At 67.9% G+C, this 26,525-nt stretch carries 16 protein-coding genes; 7 read left to right on the top strand and 9 right to left on the bottom strand.

All coding sequences use genetic code 11. The annotated features are described in order from the left end of the window. The first annotated feature begins 152 nt into the window (after positions 1–152). A complete protein-coding gene (locus AB0J58_RS32485; protein ID WP_364223083.1) occupies positions 153–6,275 on the top strand; it encodes a DNRLRE domain-containing protein in 6,123 nt (2,040 codons plus the stop codon). Positions 6,276–6,433: 158 nt separating this feature from the next. On the opposite strand, the gene AB0J58_RS32480 is transcribed toward AB0J58_RS32485, so the two are convergent. Both AB0J58_RS32480 and AB0J58_RS32475 read right to left on the bottom strand, forming a co-directional pair. Continuing rightward, the gene (locus AB0J58_RS32480; RefSeq protein ID WP_364223080.1) at positions 6,434–6,904 is read right to left on the bottom strand and encodes a signal peptidase II; all 471 of its coding nucleotides are present in this window, start codon (positions 6,902–6,904) and stop codon (positions 6,434–6,436) included. Positions 6,905–7,185: 281 nt separating this feature from the next. Next, positions 7,186–11,106 carry an NB-ARC domain-containing protein gene (locus AB0J58_RS32475; protein ID WP_364223077.1) on the bottom strand — a complete coding sequence of 1,307 codons (3,921 nt, stop codon included), beginning with the start codon at positions 11,104–11,106 and terminating at the stop codon, positions 7,186–7,188. A 798-nt stretch (positions 11,107–11,904) separates the two neighbouring features. Between AB0J58_RS32475 and AB0J58_RS32470 the strand changes: the two genes are divergently transcribed. Then, positions 11,905–13,884: a hypothetical protein gene (locus AB0J58_RS32470; RefSeq protein WP_364223074.1), complete on the top strand. Its 1,980-nt coding sequence runs from the start codon at positions 11,905–11,907 to the stop codon at positions 13,882–13,884. Then, positions 13,881–15,446 (top strand): extracellular solute-binding protein, encoded by a 1,566-nt coding sequence (locus AB0J58_RS32465; RefSeq protein ID WP_364223071.1) that lies wholly within the window; start codon positions 13,881–13,883, stop codon positions 15,444–15,446. Before AB0J58_RS32470 ends, AB0J58_RS32465 begins: the two co-directional genes overlap by 4 nt. Positions 15,447–15,519: 73 nt before the next feature. Here the strand turns inward: AB0J58_RS32465 and AB0J58_RS32460 are convergent, their stop codons facing one another. Then, positions 15,520–16,026 (bottom strand): lytic polysaccharide monooxygenase auxiliary activity family 9 protein, encoded by a 507-nt coding sequence (locus tag AB0J58_RS32460; RefSeq protein ID WP_364223069.1) that lies wholly within the window; start codon positions 16,024–16,026, stop codon positions 15,520–15,522. 363 nt (positions 16,027–16,389) lie between these two features. Between AB0J58_RS32460 and AB0J58_RS32455 the strand changes: the two genes are divergently transcribed. Continuing rightward, entirely contained in the window at positions 16,390–17,775 is a 1,386-nt protein-coding gene (locus AB0J58_RS32455; RefSeq protein WP_364223066.1) for a glycoside hydrolase family 16 protein, read from the top strand. A 182-nt stretch (positions 17,776–17,957) separates the two neighbouring features. Here AB0J58_RS32455 and AB0J58_RS32450 read toward each other — a convergent pair whose 3' ends face one another. Beyond that, on the bottom strand, positions 17,958–19,283 hold the full coding sequence (locus AB0J58_RS32450; RefSeq protein WP_364223063.1) for an aminotransferase class V-fold PLP-dependent enzyme: 1,326 nt from the start codon (positions 19,281–19,283) through the stop codon (positions 17,958–17,960). A gap of 314 nt (positions 19,284–19,597) precedes the next feature. Here AB0J58_RS32450 and AB0J58_RS32445 point away from each other — a divergent pair, with 314 nt between their 5' ends. Then, positions 19,598–20,218, top strand: a complete 621-nt coding sequence (locus tag AB0J58_RS32445) for a S1 family peptidase (RefSeq protein ID WP_364223060.1) — start codon at positions 19,598–19,600, stop codon at positions 20,216–20,218. Between the two features lie 169 nt (positions 20,219–20,387). Here AB0J58_RS32445 and AB0J58_RS32440 read toward each other — a convergent pair whose 3' ends face one another. After that, positions 20,388–20,828 carry a cold shock domain-containing protein gene (locus AB0J58_RS32440; RefSeq protein ID WP_343977972.1) on the bottom strand — a complete coding sequence of 147 codons (441 nt, stop codon included), beginning with the start codon at positions 20,826–20,828 and terminating at the stop codon, positions 20,388–20,390. Between the two features lie 353 nt (positions 20,829–21,181). After that, positions 21,182–21,826, bottom strand: coding sequence for an SRPBCC family protein (locus AB0J58_RS32435; RefSeq protein ID WP_364223057.1), 645 nt, complete (start codon positions 21,824–21,826; stop codon positions 21,182–21,184). A 300-nt stretch (positions 21,827–22,126) separates the two neighbouring features. On the opposite strand from AB0J58_RS32435, the gene AB0J58_RS32430 reads away from it, so the two are divergent. After that, a complete protein-coding gene (locus tag AB0J58_RS32430) occupies positions 22,127–23,089 on the top strand; it encodes a threo-3-hydroxy-L-aspartate ammonia-lyase (RefSeq protein ID WP_364223055.1) in 963 nt (320 codons plus the stop codon). Between the two features lie 117 nt (positions 23,090–23,206). Here AB0J58_RS32430 and AB0J58_RS32425 read toward each other — a convergent pair whose 3' ends face one another. The 3 genes from AB0J58_RS32425 to AB0J58_RS32415 all read right to left on the bottom strand — a co-directional run bounded on the left by AB0J58_RS32425 (position 23,207) and on the right by AB0J58_RS32415 (position 25,487). Continuing rightward, complete coding sequence (locus tag AB0J58_RS32425; RefSeq protein WP_364223052.1) at positions 23,207–23,665, bottom strand: hypothetical protein; 459 nt, start codon at positions 23,663–23,665, stop codon at positions 23,207–23,209. A gap of 90 nt (positions 23,666–23,755) precedes the next feature. After that, on the bottom strand, positions 23,756–24,763 hold the full coding sequence (locus AB0J58_RS32420) for a 1-aminocyclopropane-1-carboxylate deaminase (RefSeq protein WP_364223049.1): 1,008 nt from the start codon (positions 24,761–24,763) through the stop codon (positions 23,756–23,758). Between the two features lie 28 nt (positions 24,764–24,791). Beyond that, on the bottom strand, positions 24,792–25,487 hold the full coding sequence (locus tag AB0J58_RS32415) for a GntR family transcriptional regulator (RefSeq protein WP_364157949.1): 696 nt from the start codon (positions 25,485–25,487) through the stop codon (positions 24,792–24,794). 164 nt (positions 25,488–25,651) lie between these two features. Here AB0J58_RS32415 and AB0J58_RS32410 point away from each other — a divergent pair, with 164 nt between their 5' ends. Continuing rightward, positions 25,652–26,353 (top strand): CBS domain-containing protein, encoded by a 702-nt coding sequence (locus AB0J58_RS32410; protein WP_343977993.1) that lies wholly within the window; start codon positions 25,652–25,654, stop codon positions 26,351–26,353. The last annotated feature ends 172 nt before the right edge of the window (positions 26,354–26,525 follow it).

Below are 26,525 nucleotides of genomic sequence, written 5' to 3'. Positions count from 1 at the left end.
TAGAGAATTTTTATTCCTTGACCGTTTCGAGGTATGGAATGGCGCAAAACGCGCGCGGGAACCCACCCGTGAGACGCCCGTCTCGCCGACCTGGGTTCCGGTTCATCGTTCAGGCCACCGCGTTATCCGTCGGCCTGTCACTACTGTCAGGAGTGCCCCAGGCACCCCCTGCCGCTGCGGATCCGAAGCCGAAGGCTGATCAGCTGACGGCCGAACGGCCGGATCGAGTGTCGGCGGTACTGACGGCACGTCAGCAGAAGTCCCAGGTGGAGATCACCGGTGAGCGGACCGAGACGTCCAGCACATGGGCGAACCCGGACGGGACGCTGACCACGGAGGTGTTCTCCGGCCCGGTCCGGGTCCGCAACGACATGGGTGATCTGGTCCCGATCGATCTGAGCCTGGTGGCCGACGGCAAGGTGCTGCGGCCCAAGGCCGGCCCGGCAGAAGTCGGGATCTCCGCCACCGGCGGGAAGGACCCCTTCGCCACACTCGAGCAGGACGACAAGTCTCTGTCGGTCTCCTGGCCCTCCGAACTCGGCGAACCCGAAGTCTCGGGGAACACCGCCACGTTCAAGGATGCCGTGCCCGGCGGTGACCTGGTCGTACAGGCGCTCAAGAGTGGTCTGCGCTACGACCTGGTCCTGCGCGAGCGCCCGACGGGGCCACTGGAGCTGCGATTACCGATCAAGACCAAGGGCCTGAAGCTGGCTCAGGCCAAGCACGGCGGCCTCACCGTGACCGACGGCAGGGACCGCAAGGTCGCCTCCGGACCGACGCCTCGCATGTGGGAGGCCGGCGCGGGCAAGGCGGCGCTGAGCCCCGCGGCGGAAGGCCGCAGCGCCAAGATGTCCACCAAGGTGGAGACCGGCCAGGACGGCCAGGTCCTGGTGCTGAAGCCGGACGCGGGGTTCCTGGCCGACCCGGCCACGCAGTACCCGGTGACGGTCGACCCGACCCTCAACCTGGCTCCCGTCGCCGACGCCGCCGTCTACTCCTTGGAACCCAACACCAACTACGGCTCGGCTGCGACGATGGACGTCGGGTCGTGGACCAACATGCCGTGGCGCGGGCTCATCAAGTTCGACGCCTCCGCGCTGACGGGTAAGAAGATCCTGTCGGCGAAGCTGAACATGCGCAACCTCTACGCCAAGCAGTGTGCCGACACCGGAGCCGGCGTGCAGATCCGCCGGGCCACCTCCAGCTGGTCGGCCTCGACCGTCACCTGGAACACTCAGCCGACCACCACCGCCGACGGCGCCGCCGTCTCCACCGACTCCCACGGCTTCGACTCCTCCTGCCCCTCCGGGGTGATGCCGTTCGACGCCACCGCCATCGCCCAGGCATGGGCCGACGGCCAGCCCAACCACGGCCTCGCGCTCCAGGCCACACCGGAGACCGACCCGACCGGGTTCCGGGTGTTCACCTCCTCGGAGAACACCAACCCGCCCGCGCTGCAGGTCACCTACAACACCGCACCGGCCACGCCGACGGGTCTGGCTCTGACCCCGTACAAGGTTTGGAACAACACGAACTACAGCGGCACCAATCCCGAACTGCTGGCCGTCGCCACCGATCCCGAGAGCGGGGCCGTCCGCCTGGACTTCGAGGCGGTCAAGGCGGACGGGACGCCGCTGTGGTCGAGGTCGAGCTCCTTCGTCCCCTCCGGTCAAGAGGCCACTGTCACCCTTCCCCCCGGCCTGCTGTCCAACGCCATGCTGTGGAAGTGGCGGGTTCGTGCCTTCGACGGCCACACCTACAGCGCCTGGACCTCCTACTCCGACCACCGTGTCGACGGGTTCGTTCCCCACACCCCCACCATCTGGTGCGAATACGAGTACGGGGTGTGGAACGCAGCGAGAACCGACGAGGTCAGATGCACCGTTGACACCATCAGCGATGACGGTGAGGGCTACCAGTGGTCCATCGACAACTCCAACCCGACCGAGGCCGTCACCAACAACGGCGGCGGCTCGCCCGGTGAGTTCTGGATCACACCAAAGAACGGCTGGCATGCCATCTACGCTCAGGCCCACGACGGGCTGGGCAACCTGTCGGCAACCGCCTGGTACCACTTCGGCGTCGGCATCGGCGGTCTGGTCACCCCCGTCGATGACGACCGCACCCAGCGATTCGCGCCGCTGACCGCTTCGGCCGTCCCTGCCAAGACCGGGGTCACCTACAAGTACCGGCCCGCCCACCATGACCAGACCACCTGGGGTGAAATCCCGGTGGCGGACATCACCGTCCCCGGCACCGGACAGAACCTGTCTGCCTGGCCGTTCACCCGCAGTGACACCGGCAAGGACTTCACCCAACTCGATTGGGACGTCACCAAATCCCTCGCCCGCTGGGGCAAGGGTGACGGACCCGTTGAAGTCAAAGCCTGCTACTCGGGGAATTCAAGTGGCATGGAATGTACCGTCCCCAACACGATCATTGTCGAACGGACGTCCTTCGGCGCTTCTCAGGCCGTAGGGAACATCGGACCGGGCCAGTTGTCCCTCCATACCGGAGACTTCTCCTTAGACCAGACCGACGTGAATGTCAATGGCCTGGCCGTTGATCGTGGTCACACCACGCTTAACCCGGGGATCGTGGCATCGGGCCCGTTCGGTCCGGGATGGTCCCCCTCTTTCCCCGACCCGGTCGGTGGGGTCGGCGGTCTGAAATTCGAGGATCACAGTGCCGAAGGGTACGTGAATCTCGTTGAGACCAATGGTTCGATTTCGACGTATGTCATAGATGCCAATGGAAAATTCACTGGCATCGCGGAGGCCGCGGACACCGGCGAGCTTGTCAAGAACTCAGCCACCCAGTTCACGTTCACCAGCCCCGACGACGTCAAGACCGTCTTCATTGCGGTCAATGGAATCTGGTCCGCCGCTAGCGTCGATGCTCCGGGGGATGAGGTCGAGCAGACCTACCATCGGGATACAGCCGGTCGTGTGGTGAAGATCCTGGGCGCGGCGCCGCAGGGAGTCACCTGCACCACGAGCACTCTTAATCCGGGCTGCGTCGCGCTGACACTGACTTACGCCACGTCCACCACCGCGACGGGCCTGGGTTCCGGCTGGGGCGCCGTCAACGGCCAAGTGTCCAAGATCGATTACACGGCCTACGACCTCGAGACCGGTTCCATGAGAACCGTTACGGTCGCCTCTTATCTTTATGACTCAAGCGGTCGACTGCGTCAGACTTGGGATCCGAGGATCTCACCGAACCTGTTCACGACCTACTACTACAACGGTCATGGGCGTCTGTCCCAGGTCACACCGCCGGGGCAGTCCCCCTGGACACTGGAGTACGACTCGACCAAGAACCGGGTCGCGCATATCTCACGCGTCGACGATCAGAATCGTGAGATCAGGCAAGCCATTGTGTACGACGTGCCCATCGCAGGTCAGACGGCACCCATCAACCTGTCTGCGACACAGACCGGAACCTGGGCACAGACCAGTGACCTTCCAGTCGAAGGTAGCGCTCTGTTCCCCCCGTCCCATGTCCCCCCGCGCAACGGTGACGGAAGTTATCGGGCGGAGGCCGGTGACTGGAAATACGCCAGAATCGCCTATCAGGATGTCAACGGACGTACGGTCAACGCCGCGAAGTTCGGCGCCGGCGCGTGGCAGATCTCGGCTCGTCGCCACAATTCAACGGGCGAGGTGGTCTGGTCGTTGTCCGCTGAAAACCGAGCTCAGGCACTTGTGCCGACCGATTCGACCGACGTCTACGTGCGGGGTCGCAACACGAGCGCGGAGCGCGCAGACCTGCTCGCATCGGTAACCGAGTACGGCAGCCGCGGCGAACCACTTTCCGAGACCGGTCCGGCACATCGTGCGGTCCTTGACTCGGGTGCCACGGTCTCGGCGCGCAATACGACCACCTATACGTACGACGAAGGCCGTCCGAAGCCCGGGCCGGCTCCAATCGTCACGACGATGAAGGTGTTCCCGACCGTGATCGACGGGACCGCTGTCTCGGTCGCCGCCGATACCAAGACCACCGTGACCGGATACGCCCCGATCGTGGGCACTGACCCGTCCGGGTGGGACCTCGCCATGCCGACGACCATCACCACCGTCGTGCCCGGCGCCACCGATATCGTCAAACGCACCCGGTACGACTCTGACGGCCGGACGATCGAGATGCGTATGCCTGCCTCTGGCGGGACCGACGCCGGCACCACGCTGACCTACTACTACACCGCAGGCACCCATCCACATGTCCAGTCATGTGGTCTGAAGCCGAACTGGGCAGGGAAAGTCTGCAGGACCGTACCGGCGGCCCAACCCACTGGGAATCCTCTGCCCACGACCACCTTCACCTACGGTTACTACGGCCAGCCGGTCAAGGTGACTTCTACAGCCGGTGGGACCACTCGTACGTCCGTGAGCTCCTTCGACGCGGCAGGCCGACCGACCCGCAGCAGCCTGCAGGTCACACCCGCCCAGGACGGCGGGACTGCGATTCCGGACACTGTGGCCGGCTATGACCAGCAGAACGGCCTGGTTTCAACCACATCCGCAGGCGACAAGACTCTGTCCACCACTCATGACAGCTTCGGCCGGGTCATCTCCTACACCGATGCCGGAGGTAACACCGCCACCACCACGTACAACGTGGACGGTCAGGTCGCCACCCTCAACGACGGAAAAGGCACCTACACCTACACCTATGACGGCGCCGACAACCGCGGCCGGGAAGAACGCCGTGGATTGGTCACCGCAGTTGACATGGGAATTCCCAACAACAGCGGTGTCGTCACCTTTGCATACAATGGCGACGGCCAAAGCATCGGCGAGTGGTACGGATTCGCGCAGATATGGGCGGGCCACACTTATGACGCCACCGGAAAAGAAACTCAGCGCGCGTACGGAAAAGACAGCACCTCATGGCTCTCGTTCGACGCGGGGACCTTCTTCAACGGCCAGAAGGCATGGTCCAGCGGCCCCGCGGGACGCGTGGACTACCGCTACGACAAGGTCGGACGGCTGAGCGAGGTCTACGACACCTACCAGGGTGAGTGCACCACGCGTCTCTACGCTTTCAGCGTCAACACCAATCGGACGGCGAAGACCACCCACGGTCCCGCCGCCAACGGTGAGTGCACCACGAGCACCACTCCGATCAGCGAGAACGACACCTACGACGCCGCGGATCGTCTTAACTCCGCCGGCTACACCTACGACAACCTGGGCCGGACCCTTACGGTTCCGGGCACCGATGTCAGCGGCGGAGCCGGCCTGCAGATCGGCTACCACTCCAACGACATGGTGTCCACGCTTACGCAGGGCACCCAGACCCGGACGTTCAGCATCGATCCTGCCAACCGTATTCACTCCATGCAGAGCAGCCCCGGTACCGAGGTCGTCAACCACTACTTCGGGAACAGCGACAGCCCGGCCTGGATCGCTGAAGCGGGTGGCGCTTGGACCCGGAACCTCACCGGGTCCTCGGGGCTTTCCGCGATTCAGAAGAGCGATGGCACCGTGACGCTCCAACTCTCCAACCTGCACGGGGATGTCGTCGCGACCACGGCGAACTCCCCGACCGCCCCCCTCGGCGGTTATTGGGAGCAAACCGAGTACGGGGCCCCCCGGGCCGAGAACACCACGAATCCCACCCGCTACGGCTGGCTCGGCAGCCACCAGCGCAGCAGCGACGCGCTCGGTGGCCTGATCATCATGGGAGTTCGGCTCTACAACCCGACCACCGGACGGTTCCTGTCTGTGGACTCCGTCCAAGGGGGCAACGCAAACGCCTACGAGTACGGATTCGGAGATCCGCAGAACAACCTCGACCTAGACGGCAGATTCAGCTACACCTATGAGTTCCCGGCCGGTTACCGCCCAGAGCTCAGGCCGGCCAACGCCATGAGGTGGATCCTTACCCACTTCAATCGAGCCTTCCCCTTCAAAAACGACTGCGGCCAGAATCTTCACCTTAATGAAGTATGCAGGCTGGACATTAAAAGAGGTCCCGACGCGACTGTCAAGACTCACGGGATCGGCCAAACATATTTCAGGTTCGTCGCACTGGGCAGGCATTTCGAGCCGAAGGGATCCAAGATCAGCTTTAAAATCTTCAGGAAGGCTGGAGACAAGAAGAACCTCTATCTCAGAATTCACGCCTACGGCCCGAACGCAGAAATACATGGGAACGGCTTCACCTCCCCCATAGCCAAGGGGTTCGCCTTCTCCGCATGGGGAAGATTCGCCGAGAACCTTCGGCGCTACCTACCGAGAAGGGCGACGGCGTACGGATGGGAGTAGCCATATAGGCATCCCTTGATGGGTCCGCTCCGAGCTCGCCGACCAAGCAGAGAGCTCGGAGCGGACCCTGGGCGATAAGCGGTAAAGATCGCAGCGACGCCTCGCCGAAGAACCGCGGCCGGAACGGTGAAGTCCGAGTGCCGTATCGAGGACCTGGTTCAGGCGTTCCCTCGGTCGGCCATGCCCCCGAGGGGGACGTCACGCAGGCTGAGCAGCATGAGCAGGGCGCAGCTTCCCACGAGAGCGATGTCGGCGACATTGCCGACGAACAGGCCGCCGTAGTCGATGAAGTCGACGACATGCCCCCGGCCGAACCCGGGGAAACGCAGGAGGCGGTCAAGCAGGTGGGAGAAGGCGCCGCCCAGAAGCCCGCCCAGCGCGACGGTCCAGGCGGGCGAGCGTAGCCGCCGCCCGGTGTACAGGATGCCGACCACCGCGACGGCCGCCGCCAGGGCGAACACCCACGTCGCCCCTGCCCCGATCGAGAACGCGGCACCGGGGTTGTACAGCAGTCGTAGCTGGATCAGCTGTGAGATCACCGGGATGCGTTCGCCGTCCGAGAGCGCCGAGATCGCCCAGACCTTCGAAGTCTGGTCCGCGAGAAGAACCACCGCGGCCAGCACGATCATCCAACCGTACAGCCGTGGCTCTTCCTTCGCCGTCTGCGGATTCCGTCCGGCCGACACACTTACCCCGCAATCTGCGACTTTCTCGCATCGAATCCATGGGGAGCGTCCCTGCCTTAGAGCGTCGCGGCCGGGAAGCACCATCTTGAGTGACGTCAGCATCGCACACGAGATGGGGGCTGCGTCCGGCCCGTGAAACACCGGCCGACACGGTTCACCGGGTGTCGGCCGATTACAGGGTGGCCGTCGCGCTCGCCGTGTACACAGCGACCCGACCCCTCGGTTCAGGCGGGGGGCGGGTAGAGGTCGAAGCCGTACAGGCCCTGGTCTCCCCCGGCGACCAGGCCGAAGCCGCTGGGGAACCAGGCCAGGCAGTTGAGGCCCGCCTCGACCCTGGCTCCGGCGCCCGCCGACTCTCCGTACCTGTCCCACAGCCGGATGGTTCCGTCGTCCGAGCAGGTGGCGAGCAGGTTGCTGTCCGGGGAGACGGCCACGCCGCGGATCCTTCCCGACTGCGCGGACAGCGTCGCCCGATCCCTGCCGCCGGCCGACCAGACGCGCGCGGTGCCGTCCTCGAAGCAGGCGGCCAGCCAGGTGCCGTCGGGGGCGATCACCACCTGCCGTGCCGCTCCCGGACATCCCTTGAGCGAGGCCCGTGCCTTTCCGTCGGCTCCCCACAGGCCCGCCGTCCCGTTGACCGAGACGATGGCGAACCACCTGCCGTTGGGTGCGACGGTGATCTCTCCTATGGCCTCCACCCTGCTTTTCAGAGTGGCGTACCTGCTGCCGTCCGGTTTCCAGAGCTGGATTTTTCCGTAGATGGACAGGGTCGCGAGCCAGGCGCCGTCCGGGGAGATGAGGATGTGCGCGGTCGCCCGGATGTTCGCGACCAGTACTGCCCGCTCGGTGCCGTCGGCCCACCAGATACGCGCGGTGCCGTCCTCCGAGCAGGTGGCCAGCCAGCTGCTGTCGGGGGCGATCACCACCTCGCGCACCGGCCCGGTGTGACCGGCCAGCACCGCCCTCCTGCTGCCGCCCGCACCCCAGAGCCGTACGGTCCGGTCCGCCGACCAGGTGGCCAGCCAGGTGCTGTCGGGGGCGATCGCCACTCCCCGCACACGTCCGGTGTGCCCTGTCGGAATGGCCCTCCTGCGGCCGCCGGCTCCGCGTATCCGGATCACGTGATCGCCGGACCAGAGGGCCAGCCACGTCTTGTCCGGCGAGACCGCGCCGTAGTGGCTGGTCTCGATGGGAACGGTGAGGGTCGCCCCTTCTATCCTGTCCTCGTTCCAGAGCTTCACCGAGCCGTCGCCGGAGTGGGTGGCGATCCAGTTCCCCTCGGGGGAGATGGTCACCTTGCGCACCATCCCGGTCCGGCCCCTGCGGCTCTGCCGTCCGGAGCGCTCCGACTGCCACATCCGGATCTCCCCGTCCTGCGAGCAGACGGCCAGCCAACTGCTGTCAGGGGCGATCACCACCTGACGCACCACCCCGGCATGCCCGGACAGGGCTGCCCGTTCGCCGCCGTCGGACTCCCACAACCGCACGCTCCGCTCTCCGGAGAGGGTCGCCAGCCAGCTGCTGTCGGGGGCGATCACCACCTGACGCACCACCCCGGCATGCCCGGGCAGAACCGCCCGCTGCCTGCCGTCGGACTCCCACAGCCGCACGTTTCGATCCTCGGAGAGGGTCGCCAGCCAGCTGCCGTCCGGGGCGATCACCACCTGACGCACCACCCCGGCATGCCCGGGCAGAACCGCCCGCTGCCTGCCGTCGGACTCCCACAGCCGGACCGAGCCGGTGGACGTCCAGGTGACCAGCCAGCTGCCGTCGGGGGCGATGCGGATCCCGGGTGCCGCTCCGACGTGTCCTGTCAGGACGGCTCGCTCGTCGCCGTCGACTCCCCACAGGCGCACGCTCCCGTCTCCGGAGAGGGTCGCCAGCCAGCCGCCGTCCGGCGAGACGGCCATCTTGGAGACCTCGCGTATCGGCCTGTTCCGGCCGGAGACCTTCTCGTTCTCCTGGTTCCAGCCGCGCATCAGCAGGGTGTCCCTCAGGGTTCTCGGCTTGGTCCTCACCCTGACCGGGCTCCTGAGGGTCAGGCGCTTCCTTCCTTCGGGGTTCCACAGAACGACCTTTCCCCGCGCGGAGAAGGTGGCCAGCCACGAGGCGTCCGGCGCGGCCACCAACCCGGCGAGCCTGCCGACCCCGCTCTTCAGAACGGCGCGCCTGCTTCCTTCGGGGTTCCACAGAACGACCTTTCCCCGCGCGGAGAGGGTCGCCAGCCACGAGGCGTCCGGCGCGGCCACCAACCCGGCGAGCCTGCCGACGCCGTTCTCCAGGATCGCCCTCTGGGTGCCGTCGATCCCCCAGACCTGCACTCTCCGGCGTCCGGAACGGGTCACCAGCCACGAACCGTCCGGCGCGGCGGCGACCTCGTGAACCGGCTTCCGGTGAGTGGCCAGCGTTGTCCGGGTAGTGCCGTCGGTCTTCCATATCTGCACACCGTCGCGGCCGTGGACGACGAATCTCGATCCGTCCGGTGTGATCGAGACGTCCCTCAGCCGTTTCGTCGTCGAGGTCAGCACGCCCAGCAGACAGGTGGCGCCGATGTCGGGCAGCGGCCAGCGGGCTCTCAGGAAGGAGGTCTCGGTCTCCTGGCTGTAGCGCTCGATCGACGCCCGCATCGGCGGGAACGCGTACAGGCGGGCCAGCAGGTTCGCGGTGGAGACGGCATCCGATTCGAAGGGGGTGAGCAGGTGTGCGCTCCGGGCGATCAGCTGCCGGACCCCGGCGACGGAGCGGGAGGTCGACAGCATCAGATCCGACTCCGCCGCGGCCACCCCGAAGGCTCGTATCCGGGTGACGAACCATCGCACGTCGTGCAGGATCGACTCCAGCTCCCGATGCCTTCTCCCCTCGGCGAGGTGGAACAGCAGATGGTCCCAGAGGTAGGGCACCTCCCTGGGCAGTCTCCACCATTCGGCGTCCGCCGCGAGGTCGTCGTCGGGTATCAGGTTGCGGGCCTCGTCGAGGAAGTCGCGGTTGACCGCCTCGACGCGCTCTCTCCCCAGCCCGTACTCCGAGCGGAGGTGTGAACGGATGACGTCGTGGATCGTGACCGACGGCACCGTTCCCTCCGTCCCGTGCCTGCTGATCAGTGACAGGTCGTGCAACCTCGCGCAGAGGCGCTCGGTCTGCTCGGGGGTGAGTCCGGCGGTGGCGCGCCAGAGAAGCTCGACGATGCCGACCGGTATGTCGGCATCCTGCGGAAAGACGCCCAGCTCGAGGAAGCGGGCGCGGTCGAACACACCGAGAGCCTCAAGGCTGTGCTCGACCGTCACGCGCACCGCGGTCTCCCGCTGGCGGGGAACGGTGACGTCCAGGGCGGCGGGTCCGGCCCGGCCGAGCCGCTCGACCGCCCGGCGGGCGGCGACGTCGGGGTTCACCCCGCCGCCGTACTCGTCACGCAGGCGCGCGTTGACGAGGTCCAGTAGCAGCGGCCATCTTCCCGTCAGGCCCATCAGGCTGTTGACGGCCCCGGGGTTCATCGGCGGCAGCCCACGGCTCAGCAACTGGACGGCCACCCGCGGTGCCATCTCGTCGACGATCATCGCGATCGCGTTCGGGGGAAGAGCTCTGGGCAGGCGGGTCGTCACCAGCACCCGGGACCGCACCGCCGCGGCCAGGAAGGGGCTCAGCTGTGACAGGCTCCACACGTCGTCGACCACCAGCAGCGTCTGGCCCCGCTCCGCCAGGATCTCGGCCATCCGGTGGCCGGCCTGCTCCGGGCTGGAGAACTCCGGCCGGGTGCCGGTCACGGCCTCCGTGACGTCGTTGGCCAGCGCCGCGAGGTCGACACCGGCGCGGTCGCGGCCCACGGTGACCCAGACGACGCCGCCCTTGAACCGCTTCCGCACCTCATCGCTGTGGCACGCCTCCACGGCCAGGGATGTCTTACCGAAACCGCCCGCCCCGGCGATGCCGGTGGTCAGGCCGACCGTTCCCGAGCCTCTCATCGTCAGGGTGGAGACCACGTCGTCCAGCTCGGTTCTGCGGACCCATCCCGCCCTCCTGCCGGGCACCTGGAAGAGCCCGCCGCGAGCGCGCGACTTCATCAGTTCCGGTGTCAGCCGGGTCAGCAGGACCGCGAGGAAGGCGGTCAACCCGAAAATCGCGACCCATGTGATCCGGTTCTCGGCCACCGTTTTCGGAAAATATTCTCCGACCATTCCGATCGGCAGTCCGACCAGGATTCCAACAATTACCAGAAGCGCCGTGGCCATATCGGCGAATTTTTTTGTGCGACGAGCCAACGATCACCTCGACAGTGCCGACCCCTGCCCCGACGGGCGCCGGGACCCCTGGACGCACGATATCCGTTCCCCATTGCCGTGGCGTTGAATCACCGAGGTTCGGGCAATTAAAGCGTACCCAGAAAGTCGGGTTGCACGCTTTGGGACGCTATGCCCACAAAGTCTACGCAAGCCATTCCGATTCATATTCAATGACGATCTTTTTCGCGATGACATGACCACTCCGAGTCACCCCGCTGGGATCACCCAGCGGGTCCACCGAGCCTGGAGTGATCATCTACCCCGCCGTGATCTCCGGCAACCAGGGACTCCAGGTCACGAACAACGGTTCGCCACGCCCGTTCCTCCCGGCGCCGAATAAGATCACGGGGAGCACAGAAAGCTACCTACCCGAATCGATGTTTAGTGTCGATAAAAAAGGGGGCGAAATCAAGGCGTCCGTCGCACTCGACGGCCGAGCGGTTTAGGATCTTAGCCGATCCGGACCTCTCCGGATCGGCTCGGACCGGCTCGGACCGACAAACCCCCTCAACTCACCCCACAGCAACATCCTCGAGGCATCGTCTCGCTAGACCGCACTCCGCAACGTTCCTTCACCTGAAAGCCCTCCCCTCCGGACCGGTACCTATTTGCGGTACAGCTGTTTGAAAGCCCGTCATTCACGTCGTCGAACAGGCAGTGATGTCCATGTCCGGTTCCTCCCCCTCCCCGTCCGCCGACGGCTCGCGGGAACCGGATGCCGACCCGCCCGGCGGCCTCTCGACGAAGCTCAAGGAGACCGCCGCGACCGCCCTGGTCGCCAGCGGCATCGCCGGCCTGGTCGCGGTGCTGACGGACGGCGTGCGGGCACTCGGCACCGGCCTGGCACTGCTCGTCTGCGCGGTGATCGGCCTGGCCGTGGCCGTCCTGCTGACGCTGGGCAGGTTCGCCCGTTTCCTGCGGCGGCGGCTCGAGCCGGCCAGGCGTCGCCGCGCGGCGAGGAGGCCCGCATCCGCCGCGCCGGGGAAGAGACTCCTGCGGCTGAGACGATTCATGTCCAAGCTGTCGGCCGGCTACATCAGTGTCCTCCTTGGTGCCTCGATCGTCACGGTCCCCTGGGGGATAGTCCAGGGCGGAACGTGGCTGAGCCACCGGATCTGGCCTCCCGACTGCGACCGGCCGCTGGAGTTGCGCGTCGTCACCGCGCCGGAGAACATGACCGTCCTGCAAGAGAGCATCGCCCACTTCACCCGGAAGCAACTGGTGAACGGCTGCGCCCCGTACGCGATCTCGGTGGGGGTGGCACCCTCGATCGGCGAGTTGACCTACGCCTTCGGCGACAACTGGTATCGCGACGACGCTCGGCAGGAGGGCGACGAGCCGTTTCGCCGGCTGTACGGTCCCCGGCCCGACGCCTGGATCGCCACCAGCACCGGCGAGGCCGAACTCGTCACCAACTATGTGGGGCCGGGTGGCGCCACCCTCGACATCGGCTCATCGGTCGCGTCCGACCGGCTGGTGGTCGGCATGATCAGCGGGCGGGCCGAGAAGGTGAGGAAGGAGCTCCCTCCGGGGCCGCCCGACAGCCACAGTCTCCCCGACCTCTGGGAGGTGATCCGCTCGAAGTTCGCCATGCCGGTGAACTACCCACAGCCCGAACTCTCCACCGCCGGGCTCGTCGCGGTCTCCGACCTGATGCCCCTGGGAAACGTCCTGGGGGCGGAGCAGCTCGGCCTCGTCGCCGAGAGTGTCAGCTCGCTGCTCTGCCGAGTCAGGATCGCGACCCGCGGGGCCGACGCGGAGCTCGACCAGAGTCCCGCCCTGGTGATCCCGCTGCACAGCCTGAGGGAGTACAACAACGGGCGGTTCGACGACCCCCGCTGCCCGGAGGGGGCACCGAGTGGGATGACCAAGCTCAAGGAGTTCCTCTCCCCCGGACTTTCCTGGCTGGACTACCCGTTCGTCAGGATCGACTGGCCGAACGAGCGGAACAAGGAGCGCACGGCCGCGCTCGACCTGTTCCGCGCCTGGCTGGTCGCCAATCCGCTCTTCGGCGCGGGCCCCGGGAAAGGGCAGCCCGTGCGCACTTTCCAGGAACTGGAAAAGGCCCAGGGCCAATTCTTCGGCCGGCTGCCCCGCGTCGACGCCGAGATCGCCCTTGACGTGTCCGGTTCGATGGCCGAACCGCCCCGGTCCCTGCTCATACGACTGCGTGAGACCTTTCCCGACATCAAGCCGCTGATCACCCCACGGGATGATTTCACGCTGAGCTCCTTCTCCACTGTCAGGGGAAGGACCCGGTTCAGGCAGCTTCATCAGGCGGTGGGCCGTGCGGAGTTCGACAGTCTGACCAGGATGGTCACCGGCGCGACACCTGACGGCTCCGACGCCCCCATATCGGACATGATCATGAATCTGGACGGGCGTGCCAGAGCCCCGGGTCGTGCCCTCGTCGTCGTGACCGACGGGGGTGTCTTCAACGACGAGCCACCGGGGAGAAGCATCGGCGCGGCCCTCGCCCGCGCGTCCAACGTCAGCGCCCTCTACGTCCTGGCTCTCGGTGACAACGGCTGCGACCGCTCTCCCCCGCGCCAGGGGAAGTACCGCGAGTGCGTGGAGGCAGGAGCCGACATACGGCAGGCACTGAGACATCTGGTCTCCAGCCTGCGGGGAAGGGATCTTCGATGAGCCTGATGCGCCGCCCTGTCGCCCTGGTCAGCGGGTTGACCCCCGCCCAGCGCCGCTGGGGTGGCGCCGGAGTGCTGGCGGGAATGGTGCTGGCCTCGCTGCTCATCTCCCTCACCGTTAAGGTCCCCTCGTTCCCCGTCGGGAAATCCAGCGACTGCGGGAGGTCGGACCGGCTCACCATGGCGACCGGTTCCGACATCACCGCGGGCAGCTTCCGCCGCGACCTGATCGAGGAGTGGAACCGTACACACACCACCCAGGTCATGCTGGTCGAGGTGGCCGACCCCACCGACGAGCAGCGGGTCGAGATGGCCGGCCGATCCCAGTTCGGGAGTTGCGCCTACGACGTGCTCTCGGTGGACGTCGCCTGGATCACCGAATTCGCCCGAAGTGGCTACATCCTGCCGTACCCACTCGACCCCCAGAAGGCGAACCTGTTCGTGGACACCGTCCTGGAGACCGGCCAGGTGGACGGGATCCAGTACGCGGTGCCCTTCGTCACCGACGTGCCCCTGCTGTTCCACCGTCGAGACCTGCCGGTGCCCACCACGATGGAGCAGCTCTGGAAGTACGCCGCCGGAAGTGGCGGGTACGCCGTGCAACTCGGCGACTACGAGGGCGGCACGGTCAACCTGATGGAGGCGATCCTCTCCGAGGGCGGGAGGGTCACCGACGGTGACCGGATCGTGGTGGACGAGGAGGCCAACGGCGAGCGGGTACGCGAGGCGCTCGCCCACTGGCAGGCACTGCTGAGGGAGGGCACCCTGGCACGTGGTGCGGAGGAGTTCTCCAAGCAGGACACCTTCGACGCCTTCAAGGACGGACTCCTGGTGCGAGGCCCGAAGCACTCCGCAGAGGAGAACAGCCTGCACGCGTTCCGCGACGAGGGCGCGGGCTACATGCGCAACTGGCCGTTCGCGTTCCACCGCCTGGCCACGGACAGTTCGATGTACGACGACCAGCGGCGCCTGCGCTTCGGCCTGGCCGCGCTGCCCAGTACCGGCATCCTCGGTGGTTTCAATCTGGCGATCTCCGCACGTTCGAAGAATCCGGACCAGGCACGGATGCTCATCGACTTCCTGACCGGCCACCAGGCACAGGCCCGGCTGTTCGCCTGCAGCGGCTATCCGCCCGTGCTCGAATCCGTCTACGAGGAGTACCGGCGCGACCCGCGCAGCTGTGACCAGCTCTCGGTCTCCCCCGGGACGGAAACGGGCTTCTCCGGGAGAACGGACTGCACGCCGGGGACGGGAGCGAATCCCTCGACGGGGGCGGCCGTCGCCGCCGGCCCTCCCGGCGAGGACCCCGAGATCACCGCTTCCATGCTCCAGGAGCTGGCCGGGAGGATCCACCAGGCCCTGTGCAAGGCCGAGTCACGCCCGCGGTACTCCTACTACTCCGCTTTCAGCGAGGTGTTCCGCGGGTGCGCCCGCGCGGTGGTCAACGGCGACCTGCCCGCCGAAGAACTGGACCTCGCCCGGTTCGCCGACGCCCTGCGCACCGCCCGGCAGGGCAGGGCGCCGGAGGACGCCGGGTCGCTCGCTCACTGCGGGAAACCCTAGCTGCGATCAGGATGACGGGAACCGCCCCCGCCCCCCACCGGGGCGCGGAGGGAGCGGGAGCGGGCCGGACGGGTCAGCGCTGCAGGTCGACGCAGGAGTAGAAGGCGTTGGCGGTGTCGGCGATGTTCCAGACCGCGAGAACCTTCAGACGGCCGGTCCTGCCGCCCAGGCTCACGTTGTGCGAGACCGTGGCGCCGGGCTGCCTGCCGCCGTCGTTGAAGACCGCGATCCGGGTGTTGCCGATGTAGTACTCCCAGGTGCTGGTGGCGTGGCGGGCGGTCAGCACCCAGTTGAAGGTGACCGAGTTGCCGACACTCGTGGTCGGCCAGCCCTTGCTCTCGTCGCTGAGCTGGGAGAACCGGCCGACATTTCCGTGGCAGTTTCGCAGGCCCTTGGGGCCCTCCACGCTCTGCGGCTCGTAGATGATGTCACCGCAGTTGGAGACGCGGCCCTGGGCGCACATGGCCTGACGGCTCGGCGGCGACGAGATGTAGCCGTGTGCGCTGGCCGGTGAGGCGACGAACACGGTGGCGGCGATGGCGATGATCGCCGTCGCGAGGAAGGTGACCGTTCTGCGCATGTACTGCTCCTTAGCTGGGGGGGTGACTCGAATATAAAAGAAACTTTCCTAACAGTAAATATTCGAGTCAGCGGATTTCCGAGGGTATTGTCAGACTTTCCGACGGTCGGCGACCCGGGCGGAAGGCGGGCGGCCACCCGGGTCCCGACAGAACGCCGCACGTCACCCGGCGGCGCGGGCAGCACGTCCGGAACGCGAAGCGATGACCGAACACATCGCGAACGAGCACTGAGAGCGCTCTCTTGCTTTTTCCGACTCAGGTGTTGACCCTGACTTAACCTTCGCGTAACAGTGGTATTAATCGGTCTTTATGCTGCAGCGATGGTCGACCGTCCGCTTTATTCGCCTTGTGAGAGGTTCCGAATGAGCCACCCCCCAGAAAGAAAGCGCTCTCTCGGATGGATCTCGGTCATCGTCGCCGCGCTGGTGCCGATGATGATCGCCATCACCGCCCACGCCTCCGTCCCGGCAACCCCCTCCGGCTGGTCCCTGGTCTGGAGCGACGACTTCACCGGCGGCGCCGGGTCGCTTCCCTCCTCCGCCAACTGGATCGTCGACACCGGCCACGCCTACCCTGGCGGTCCCGCCAACTGGGGTACCGGTGAGATCCAGCGCTACACCGACTCCTCCGCCAACCTGGGCCTCGACGGCGGCGGGAACCTGCGCATCACCCCGATAAAGAGCGGCAGCGAGTGGACGTCCGCCCGCATCGAGACCCGCCGCTCGGACTTCAAGCCCGCCGACGGCCGCATTCTGCGCATCGAGGGCCGTATCCAGATGCCCAACGTCACCGGTGACGCCGCACTGGGCTACTGGCCCGCCTTCTGGGCACTGGGCGCGCCGTATCGCGGCAGCTACTGGAACTGGCCCGGCATCGGCGAGTTCGACATCATGGAGAACGTCAACGGCATCAACTCCGTCTGGGGCGTGCTCCACTGCGGGGTGAACCCCGGCGGGCCCTGCAACGAGACCACCGGCATCGGTGCCAGCCGGACGTGCCCCGGTTCCTCCTGCCAGTCGGCGTTCCACACCTACCGCTTCGAGTGGGACCGCAGCATCACCCCGAACCAGTTGCGCTGGTACGTCGACGGACAGCAGTTCCACAGTGTCAGCCAGTCCCAGTTCGACGCCGGGACCTGGAACAACATGACCGGCCACCAGGGCTACTTCATCCTGCTCAACGTGGCCATGGGCGGGGCGTTCCCCAACGCGCTGGCCGGGCAGACCCCGACCGCGGCCACGGTCTCCGGCCGTCCGATGCTCGTTGACTACGTGGCCGTCTGGCAGAGCGGCTCCGGTTCCACTCCCACCCCGACGATCACTCCCCCTCCGGGCGGGGTGGACGCCCGCTCGACCATCCAGGCCGAGCGCTACCAGGCGCAGGCGGGCACGTCGCTGGAGACCACCACGGACACCGGTGGCGGGCAGAACGTCGCGCAGATCGGCAACGGCGACTGGCTGCGCTTCGACGGAGTCAACTTCGGCGGCGCGGCGGCCACCCAGTTCAAGGCCCGCGTCGCGTCCGGGGCGGCCGGCGGGGTCAGCGGGCTGGTCCAGGTGCGCCTCGACAGCCTGACCGCGGCTCCGATCGGCGACTTCGCCGTCGGCAACACGGGCGGCTGGCAGAGCTGGCGTACGGTCCCGGCCAACATCGCCTCGGTGACCGGAACCCACACGGTCTACATCACCTTCACCAGCGGGCAACCCGCCGACTTCGTCAACCTCAACTGGTTCTCGTTCGGCAACTGAGCCCGGGGGCCCGCGCGTCCCGGCGGACGCGCGGGCCCCATCACCCGGGATCGTCCCGCCGCGGCACGCGTCATCGGGCGAACGCCAGGAAACGCCGTCCGACCTGCCCGATCCGGACACCCGTCGGCGTGCTCGAGGAGCGGCCCGCAGGACTTCGCCGACGTACCGGAGCGCGAGGACCTTCAGACGCGCATCCGCCCCGCGATGTCGCGCACCGCCGCGGCCAGCAGGTCGACGTCGTCACAGCCGGTGAAGAGCGCCGGTGTCACCCGCACGCAGTCGCCCCTGGCCGGGCCGCCGCGGTTGACGGTGAAGATCCGGTATCGCTTCATCAGGTCGGTGGCGATCGCGACGTTCTCGGCTTCCGAGGTACGTCCGGTGATCCGGAACGCGGTGATCGTGCCGTACATGGCGGGTTCCTCGGGGGTGAGGATCTCCAGGTTGTCGATGTCGAGCACCTGGCTCACCCAGCGGTCGCGCAGGAAGCGCAACCGCGCCTGCTTGGCGGCGGCGCCCAGGGCGTCGTGGAAGTCCAGTGCGACGTCGGCGGTCAGGACGGGGGCGACGTTCAGAGTGCCGGTGTGCACTCGCGAACGGATGTCGTCGCGGGGGAAGGTCACGTCATCGAAGGCGACGTCGATGTCGGCCAGGCGATCCTTGCGGATGTAGAGGAATCCCGCCCCCAGCGGCATGCCCATCCACTTGTGCAGGGAGAATCCGGCGAAATCCGCCTCCAGGTCGCCCATGGTGAAATCCAGGTGCCCCCAGGAGTGGGCGGCGTCGACGATCACGTCGATGCCCCGCTCGCGGGCCATCGCGACGATCTCGCGCACGGGCACCACCAGCCCGGTGCGATTGTTCATGTGGCTGAGCAACAGCAGCCTGACCCGAGAGTGCTCCCGGAACGCCTGGGCGTAGGCGTCGAGCACCGCCTGGCGGGTCGCCGGCTCGGGAATGACCAGCCGCTCCACCTGGACGCCACGCCGGTCGCGCAGCCAGTTCATGGAGTACTGCATGCTGTGGTAGTCCAGGTCGGCGTACATCACCGAATCGCCGGGGCGCAGCCGCAGATAGCCGGCGATCAGCAGTTGCAGGGCCTCGGTACCGCCACGGGTGAGGGCGATCTCCTCCATGGAGACCCCGAGCATGGTCGCGATGCGCTTCCTGACCTGGTCCGCCTGCCCTTTGTAGGTGTTGCGCAGCAGGTAGGAGCTCACCTCGTTGAGGTGGTCGGTGTTGCGGTGGTAGGCACGGCGCACCGGCTCGGGCATGATCCCGTAGTAGCCGTTCTCCAGGTTGACGAAGTCCCGGCTGACCCGATACTGCCGCGCCACGGTGCTCCAGAAACCCTCGTCCCGGGCGAGCCGCCCGGGATCGGCACCGGCGGGAACGACCGGCAGCGCGGCCGTCGACCGGGACTCCGGTGAGGGCGAGGCCGTCGGCCGCGGGGCGAGGGGAACGGCCAGCGCACCCAGCCCCGCGACCATCTCACGCCTGGACAAGCTCATCGAACCACTCCACACCGATCAGCGAGAGGCCGGCGGGCCCGGCCTGTTCCAACGGATCAGTCACAGTGTGCGCGAAACGGACTCCCCAGGCGGGCATCCGCGCTGTTCAGGCGTGGCGTGGCGGCACCGGCCCCCACCCGGGAGATCCGGGAACGGCCCGGTGGCCCGGCTCGAAATCGCCATCCGCGTGGCGTCCGGTCCCCGTGGCCGTGACCGGCGACGGCTGAATTAGAGTTGCATCACCCGTGTCGCGTCACCAGCCGCAGATGCGGGGTCCCCTCAGGTCCGGAGAAGCCGGAGTCGAGGAGAGGCTCATGTCCCGTAGGCACATCGTCACCGCAGGGTGCGTCCTGACGCTCACCGTGCTCACCTCGTCGGTCGTCCCGGCAGCCGTCCCGGTTCGGGAGGCGAGCGCCTTTGCCGCCTCGTCCACCGGGAAACGGAAGCCACCGCCCGATCCCATCAAACAGCTACCGCCGGGCGTGATCGAAGCGCTCCAACGCGACTTCGGCCTCACCAGGGCACAGGCCGAGACCCGGCTGCGCAACGAGGCCCGGCTGACCGTGGTCGAGGCGAGGCTCCGTGACATGCTCGGCGGCTGCTTCGGCGGATCCTGGCTGATGGGAACCCTCTCCGAGACCTTGGTGGTGGCCACCACCCGCGCGGCCGACGTCCCCCGCATCGTCGCGGCGGGTGCCCAGCCCAAGGTCGTCGCCGCGTCGCTCGCGAAGCTCAGGGCGATCAAGCAGAGGCTCGACGAGTCCCTGCCGAACCACCCGACCGGCGGAAGCGTCCGCTATGTCGATGTGAAGAGCAACAAGGTGGTCATCCTGTCCAGGCACGCCGAGGCGACCCGGCTCCTGGTCGCCTCCATCCCGGTGGACAGGTCCCTGGTGGTCGTACAGCCCTCCACGGAGACCCCTCGGCCCTTCTGACGCCCGTCGGGACCGGTGCCCCGGCGATCTCCGCCGCACCGCTCGGCCCGCGGCGCGAGAAGGACGACCCACATCACCCTCACCGGCGCATCGGCCGGTTCTCGTTCGGCGACCGAAGCGGCCGCGGCCCGCGCATCCGGGAGGACGCGCGGGCCCCACGACGGAGGTGTCAGTCGTCGACCCAGCCATGGGATCGGGCGAACGCCAGAAAATGCCGCCGGACCTGCCCGATCTGCGCACCCGTCAGCGTGGGCGCGTTCTCGATGAGCAATTCGGTGACCGCGCCACTGAAGGACTTCGCCGACAGCACGTCGCACACGCCGTCGTCGTCGCCGAACTGCGGGGAGGCGACCGAGGAGGACGTCACCGACGGCGCCGTCACCGCGACCGGCCGGCGCGCCGACGGCGGGTCCACCAGGCTGACCGTCGACACCTTCAGGCCGCGCTCACTCTCCATGACCTCGTACTCCACCCGAAGGCCCGGCTGAACCACATGCCGGTTCTCACCGAAGTCGTTGGCGTGGAAGAACACATCCTCGCCTCCTCCGACAGCGGCGATGAAACCGTATCCGCGCACCTCGTCGAAACGGAGGATCGTACCGACTGCCACCACAACACCACCTGCACAGAGAATCGCGACGCTCTACATGATCTTGCCGGATCCCTCCGGCCCAGGGATCCGGCCCGCCTGTCGCGCCGGATCACCGCTCTCCTCCTCACCGCTCTGTCACCCACCACCCGACGGCCCAGGCACCTCGCGGCCGGATCCAGAACCCGATCCGTGTGCGGTCCCGGCACCGGCCGCCTGCCGGAGCCCGCCGAGGGAGCGGGCCCGCACCGTCCCCGTTCAGGCCGGACGACCCGATGCTAGCCCGGACGGCGCGCCGCGCGCACCGATCCACGACCACCTCGACCGCTTTCGCCGTCCGTTCGTCGGCTCCCCGGCCGGCCGGTGCGTCAGAGCTAGCTCGACGCCTCAGCGGCCGGGGCGGTGTAGGCGGCCATCACCTGATCCGCCGCCGCCTTCGCCCGGGCCTCGTCGGCACCCGCCGCGACGTCCGCCTCGTACCACCCCAGGCTGCTGAGTTCCATGAACCGCCTGCCCTGGTCGGACGCCACCCATGCCTCGGCCTCCTGCGGGTCCACGGCCTGTGCCGACGACAGATGGGCGGCCAGGCCCACGAGCCCCAGGTCCCAGCCGACGCCGAGCGCGCCGGGCCCGAACTCCTCCCACCTGTCGTCCACATGAGCGGTGTGCTCGAGTTCGAAACGCGTCCCGCCTCCGGGCTCGGCCGTCAGCCGGACTTCGATCCAGCTGATGTCCCCGCCGTACTCCCAGGTGGCGGCGTAGCCCTTGGGCGGGTCGCAGCGCTCGATCCTGCCGCCGGCGTTGCCTCGAAGCTGGTAGCGGCCATGGAGCCGCAGGTCACCGGAGATGGGCAGGAACCATCGGGGGATGCGCTCGGGGTTGGTGCAGGCGTCCCAGAGGTCTTCGATCTCGGTGTCGTATGTCTGGCTGATGGTCACGACGCGCGCCTCACCCGCCTCGAGCACGCGGCTGCCGACCTGCCGCCGTACGGCACTGATCTGCCGGGTGACATCGATCATGCGGTTCTCCTCTGGTCTGGTCCCTCGCCGGGATGGTGGAGGCGACATCGCGCAGCGGTTCGGTGCTCACCATGTGGAGGCGCCCCGGAGCGCGCCAAGAAATATTAGAACGTGCTTGAGTGGTGAGCGGGTGGTTCGGTAAACACGTTCGACAGAGCAAGCCGGTCGCCACGACATGCGGCAGCGGCGCTTTCCGCGCTCTGGGTAGGATCCTGCCTTCTCAGGAGGAGTACGGATCACCCAGGCCCCGGGCCGCCGAGATCGTGGCCCCAGCCGTGTCCAACAGAGAAGAGCCAGCCGATGTCCCAGTCGCCGACCTACGACGACGTTCGGAGCGCCGCCGCCCGCATCGCGTCACAGGCCCACCGCACCCCGGTGCTGCGCTCGCGGCTGATCAACGAACGCGTCGGTGCCGATGTGGTGTTCAAGTGCGAGAACTTCCAGCGTGTGGGCGCCTTCAAGTTCCGCGGCGCGTTCAACGCCCTGTCGCGCTTCACCCCCGAGCAGCGCCGCTCCGGAGTGATCACCTACTCCTCCGGCAACCACGCCCAGGCGATCGCCCTGGCCGCCCGGCTGCTGGACATCCCGGCCACGATCATCATGCCGCACGACGCGCCGGCCGCGAAGGTGACCGCCACCGAGGGTTACGGCGGGCAGGTCGTCCGCTACGACCGCTACACCGAGGACCGGGAGGAGATCGGCCGCACGCTGGCCGCCGAGCGCGGCCTCACACTGATCCCCCCCTATGACCACCCCCACGTGATCGCGGGCCAGGGCACCGCCGCCAAGGAGCTGTTCGACGAGGTCGGCGAGCTCGACGCGCTCTTCGTACCGCTGGGCGGCGGCGGGTTGCTGTCCGGCACGGCGCTGTCGACCCGGGCGCTGTCACCGGACTGCACGCTGTACGGCGTCGAACCCGAAGCGGGCGACGACGGCCGGCGATCGCTGCGCCAGGGCACCATCGTGCACATCGACACCCCGAAGACCATCGCCGACGGCGCGCAGACCCAGCACCTGGGCACCTACCCGTTCGACATCATCCGCCGCGATGTCGACGACATCCTCACCGCCACCGACACCGAACTCGTCGAGAGCATGAGGATCTTCGGATCCATCATGAAAACGGTCGTCGAGCCCACCGGATGCCTCGGTTTCGCCGCCGTCCGCAACCTCGCCCCCCAGCTGCGCGGGCAGCGGGTCGGCGTGATCATCAGCGGGGGAAACGTCGACCTCGACCGTTACGCGTCACTGCTGACCTCCTGACCCGAGAAGCAGCGACGCGGTGCTCGCGCGTCCCGTTCTCGCAGCACCCCCGCACACCTCTGTGGACCAACGGCCCATCGGGCGGCAGGACGCGGGCCGGGTGCGAGATCCAGGTCGTCAGGCGGTCGTCAGGCGGTCGGCGAGACGGTCGAGGCCCTGCCTGATCATCTGCCCGTACCCGTCGTCACCGAGTGCGTCGGCGGCGGCGCGTCCGCGCCGGAGGTGGTCGCGCGCACGATCGAGGTCGCCGAGCCTGCGGTAGACGTCGCCGAGGTTGAGATGCAGGGAGGGGTAGAACCCGCTCGCGGGACCGGCGACACCCGCCTGCCGCGCCCGCGCGTCGGTGATCAGATCTGCCGCCTCCAGGGCCCGCAGGTCCCAGAGCAGTTCCTCGTGCGCGTCGTCCTGGACGTCGGCCATCGAGTGGGCGAGAGCACAGCGATGCAGGGGATCACCGGTCGCCCCGACCTCCTCCCACAGCTCGGAGAAGAGCCGGCGGGCGGCTGCCCGCTCGCCGCTCTGGCCCAGCTCCATCCCTTGGCCGATCCTGGCCATCGTCGCATCGGGCTCGGTCACCCATCCTCCTTCGCACGGGGTTTCCGGTGACCCTAACGGCGGGCACCGACAAAACTCAGGCCCGTGGCCAGGAGGGCGGGGACGCGGAGGTCAGCGGAAGAGGGCGCTGTACGCGTTGACGGCGGGCTGCCCGCCGAGGTGGGCGTAGAGCACGTTGGAGTCCGGGCCGATCTCACCGCTCCTGACCAGGTCGATGAGCCCGGCCATGGACTTGCCCTCGTACACCGGGTCGATGATCATTCCTTCCAGGCTGCCGGTGAGCCGCATCGCCTCCAGCGTCGAGGAGACCGGGATGCCGTAGAGGTCACCGGCCCAGCCCTCCAGCACGGTGATCTCGTCCTCCCGCAGGTCACGCCCGAGACCGATCAGCTCGGCGGTGTTGCGGGCGATCCTCTCCACCTGCGCCCGGGTCGCCTCGATCTTGGCGGAGGCGTCGATGCCGATCACCCGGCGGGGACGGTCCTGGCCGGCGAACCCGGCGATCATCCCGGCGTGGGTGGAGCCGGTGACACTGCAGACGATGATCGTGTCGAAGAACACGCCGAGCTCCCGCTCCTGCTGCTGGACCTCGTAGGCCCAGTTGGCGAAGCCGAGGCCGCCGAGGCGATGGTCGGAGGCCCCCGCCGGGATCGCGTAGGGCACGCCCCCCGCCTGGCGCACCTCCGCGAGAGCCTGCTCCCAGCTGTCCCTGAAGCCGATGTCGAACCCCTCGTCGACCAGCCGCACCTCGGCACCCATGATCCGGGAGAGCAGGATGTTACCGACCCGGTCGTTGACCGAGTCGGGCCAGTCGACCCAGCTCTCCTGGACCAGCAGGGCCTTCAGCCCCAGCTTGGCCGCGACCGCCGCGACCTGCCGGGTGTGGTTGGACTGCACGCCGCCGATGGAGACCAGGGTGTCGGCGCCCTGGGCGAGTGCCTCGGGGATCAGGTATTCCAGCTTGCGGGTCTTGTTGCCGCCGAAGGCGAGACCGCTGTTGCAGTCCTCCCTCTTGGCCCAGATACGCGCTCCGCCCAGGTGCGCGGTGAGCCGATCGAGCGGGTGCACCGGGCTCGGCCCGAACAGCAGGGGATAGCGGGGAAAGTCCGCGAGGGACATGTCGTACTCCTTGGGTTTCCGGGGCGATTCAGCTTGAAAGTCCCCACGCGCCGCCGGCCGCGTCCCCGGTCGCCGAGTCCAGCAGTGGTGCGAGGGTCTGCCAGTTGGCCCGCGCGGCCAGCGCGGCGCCGTCGGCGTCCCCGGCCGCGCACAGCGCGATGATCTCGTCGTGCATCTCCACGGATCCCCGGCCGGTGAGCGAGGAGAAGCGCAGCCGCTCGACCCGGCGCAGCGCGGGAGTGACCTGCTCGAGCACCGACCTGACCACGTTGTTCGCGCACGCCGTGACGGCGACCTGGTGGAAATCGTCGTCGGCGGCCAGCGCCCCGTCGACGTCACCGCGCCGCAGCGCCACCGCGAACCGCTCGTTGGCCTGACGCATCAGGTCGAGTTCCTCACCCGACAGCACCGGCACCGCTTCGCGTACGGCCAGTTCGTGCATGGCCGCGGCGACGGACTGGGCGTTGCGGGTCTCCCTGTCGTCCAGCGGGCTGACGATGGTGAACCGGCCCGGTTTCGTCTGCACGAGACCTGCCTGTTCGAGACGGGCCAGTGCCTCGCGGATCGGCGTGCGGCTGATGCCCAGCCAGCTGATCAGATCGGCGTCGTTGAGACGTTCGCCGGGCGCGAGGGTGCCGTCGACGATCGCGTCGCGGAGGGCGCGGTAGGCGTCCTCCCGCAGCAGGGACCTGGCGACGAGACCTTGGTTTTTCGGGACCGGCATGCAAAATATTGCACATCACACTTTGCGTATTGTCAATCGGCCCCGAACGCCGGACGCGCCTCATCGGGACCGAAAGACCACCGATGAAGGACTTCCGACCCTCACCCCGGGACGCGTCCCGCTGTCCAATGGAGGAGAGGCCTTCCCCCTTCGAGGAGGAAACGATGCGTGTGAAGGTGAACGAGGTCATGACGCGAGCCGTCGCGTCGGTCAACGGCAGCACGCCGTTCAAGGACGTCGCCGAGGTGCTCATCGCCCACGGGGTGAGCGCGGTGCCGGTCGTCGACGCCGAGAACCACGTCCTCGGCGTCGTCTCGGAGGCGGACCTGCTGGCCAAGGAGGAGTTCAAGGAGCAGTACTACCGCGAGGGCTACCGGCCGCCGCTGCGCGCCCGGCTGCGGTACCGGCTCAGCCGGGAGGGGCGTTCCGCCCAGGAGAAGGCCCGGGGCGACACCGCGGCCGAGCTGATGACCGCGCCCGCCGTCACCATCACCCCGAACGCCCCGGTGGTATCGGCGATGCGGCTGATGGACGAGCGCGGCGTCAAACGCCTGCCGGTGGTCGACCGTGAGGGCAGGCTGGAGGGCATCGTCAGCCGCCAGGACCTGCTCAAGGTGTTCCTGCGCACGGACGACGAGATCGCCCGCGAGATCAGGGAGGACGTCCTCGATCACTCCCTGTGGGTGGACACCTCCCAGGTGAAGGTCACCGTCAAGCAGGGCATCGCGAAGCTGAGCGGTCACATGGCACGGCACAGTGACGCGCTGATCGCGGCCCGGATGGCGCTGCGGGTCCACGGGGTGGTCGACCTGATCGACGAACTGGAGTGGGACGAGGACGACACCCCCGCCTGGCAGGGCCGGTAGGAGTACCCGCCCGGACGTCACACCGGCGACCGGGGCCGGCGGCGCCTGGAACCTGCCTCCTCATCAGCGGGCACGGAGAAGCCGCCCGCGCCGCGGCCCCCCGGCGGGGGGCGGGGGCGCCGCCGCGCGCCCCCCCCCCGGCGCCGCGGCCCCGCCCCCCCCCGGTCCGGGC

It is taken from the genome of Streptosporangium sp. NPDC049644 (genome assembly GCF_040675205.1).
GTDB classification, from domain to species: domain Bacteria; phylum Actinomycetota; class Actinomycetes; order Streptosporangiales; family Streptosporangiaceae; genus Streptosporangium; species Streptosporangium fukuiense.
This window is presented reverse-complemented; position numbering and strand designations above follow the sequence as displayed.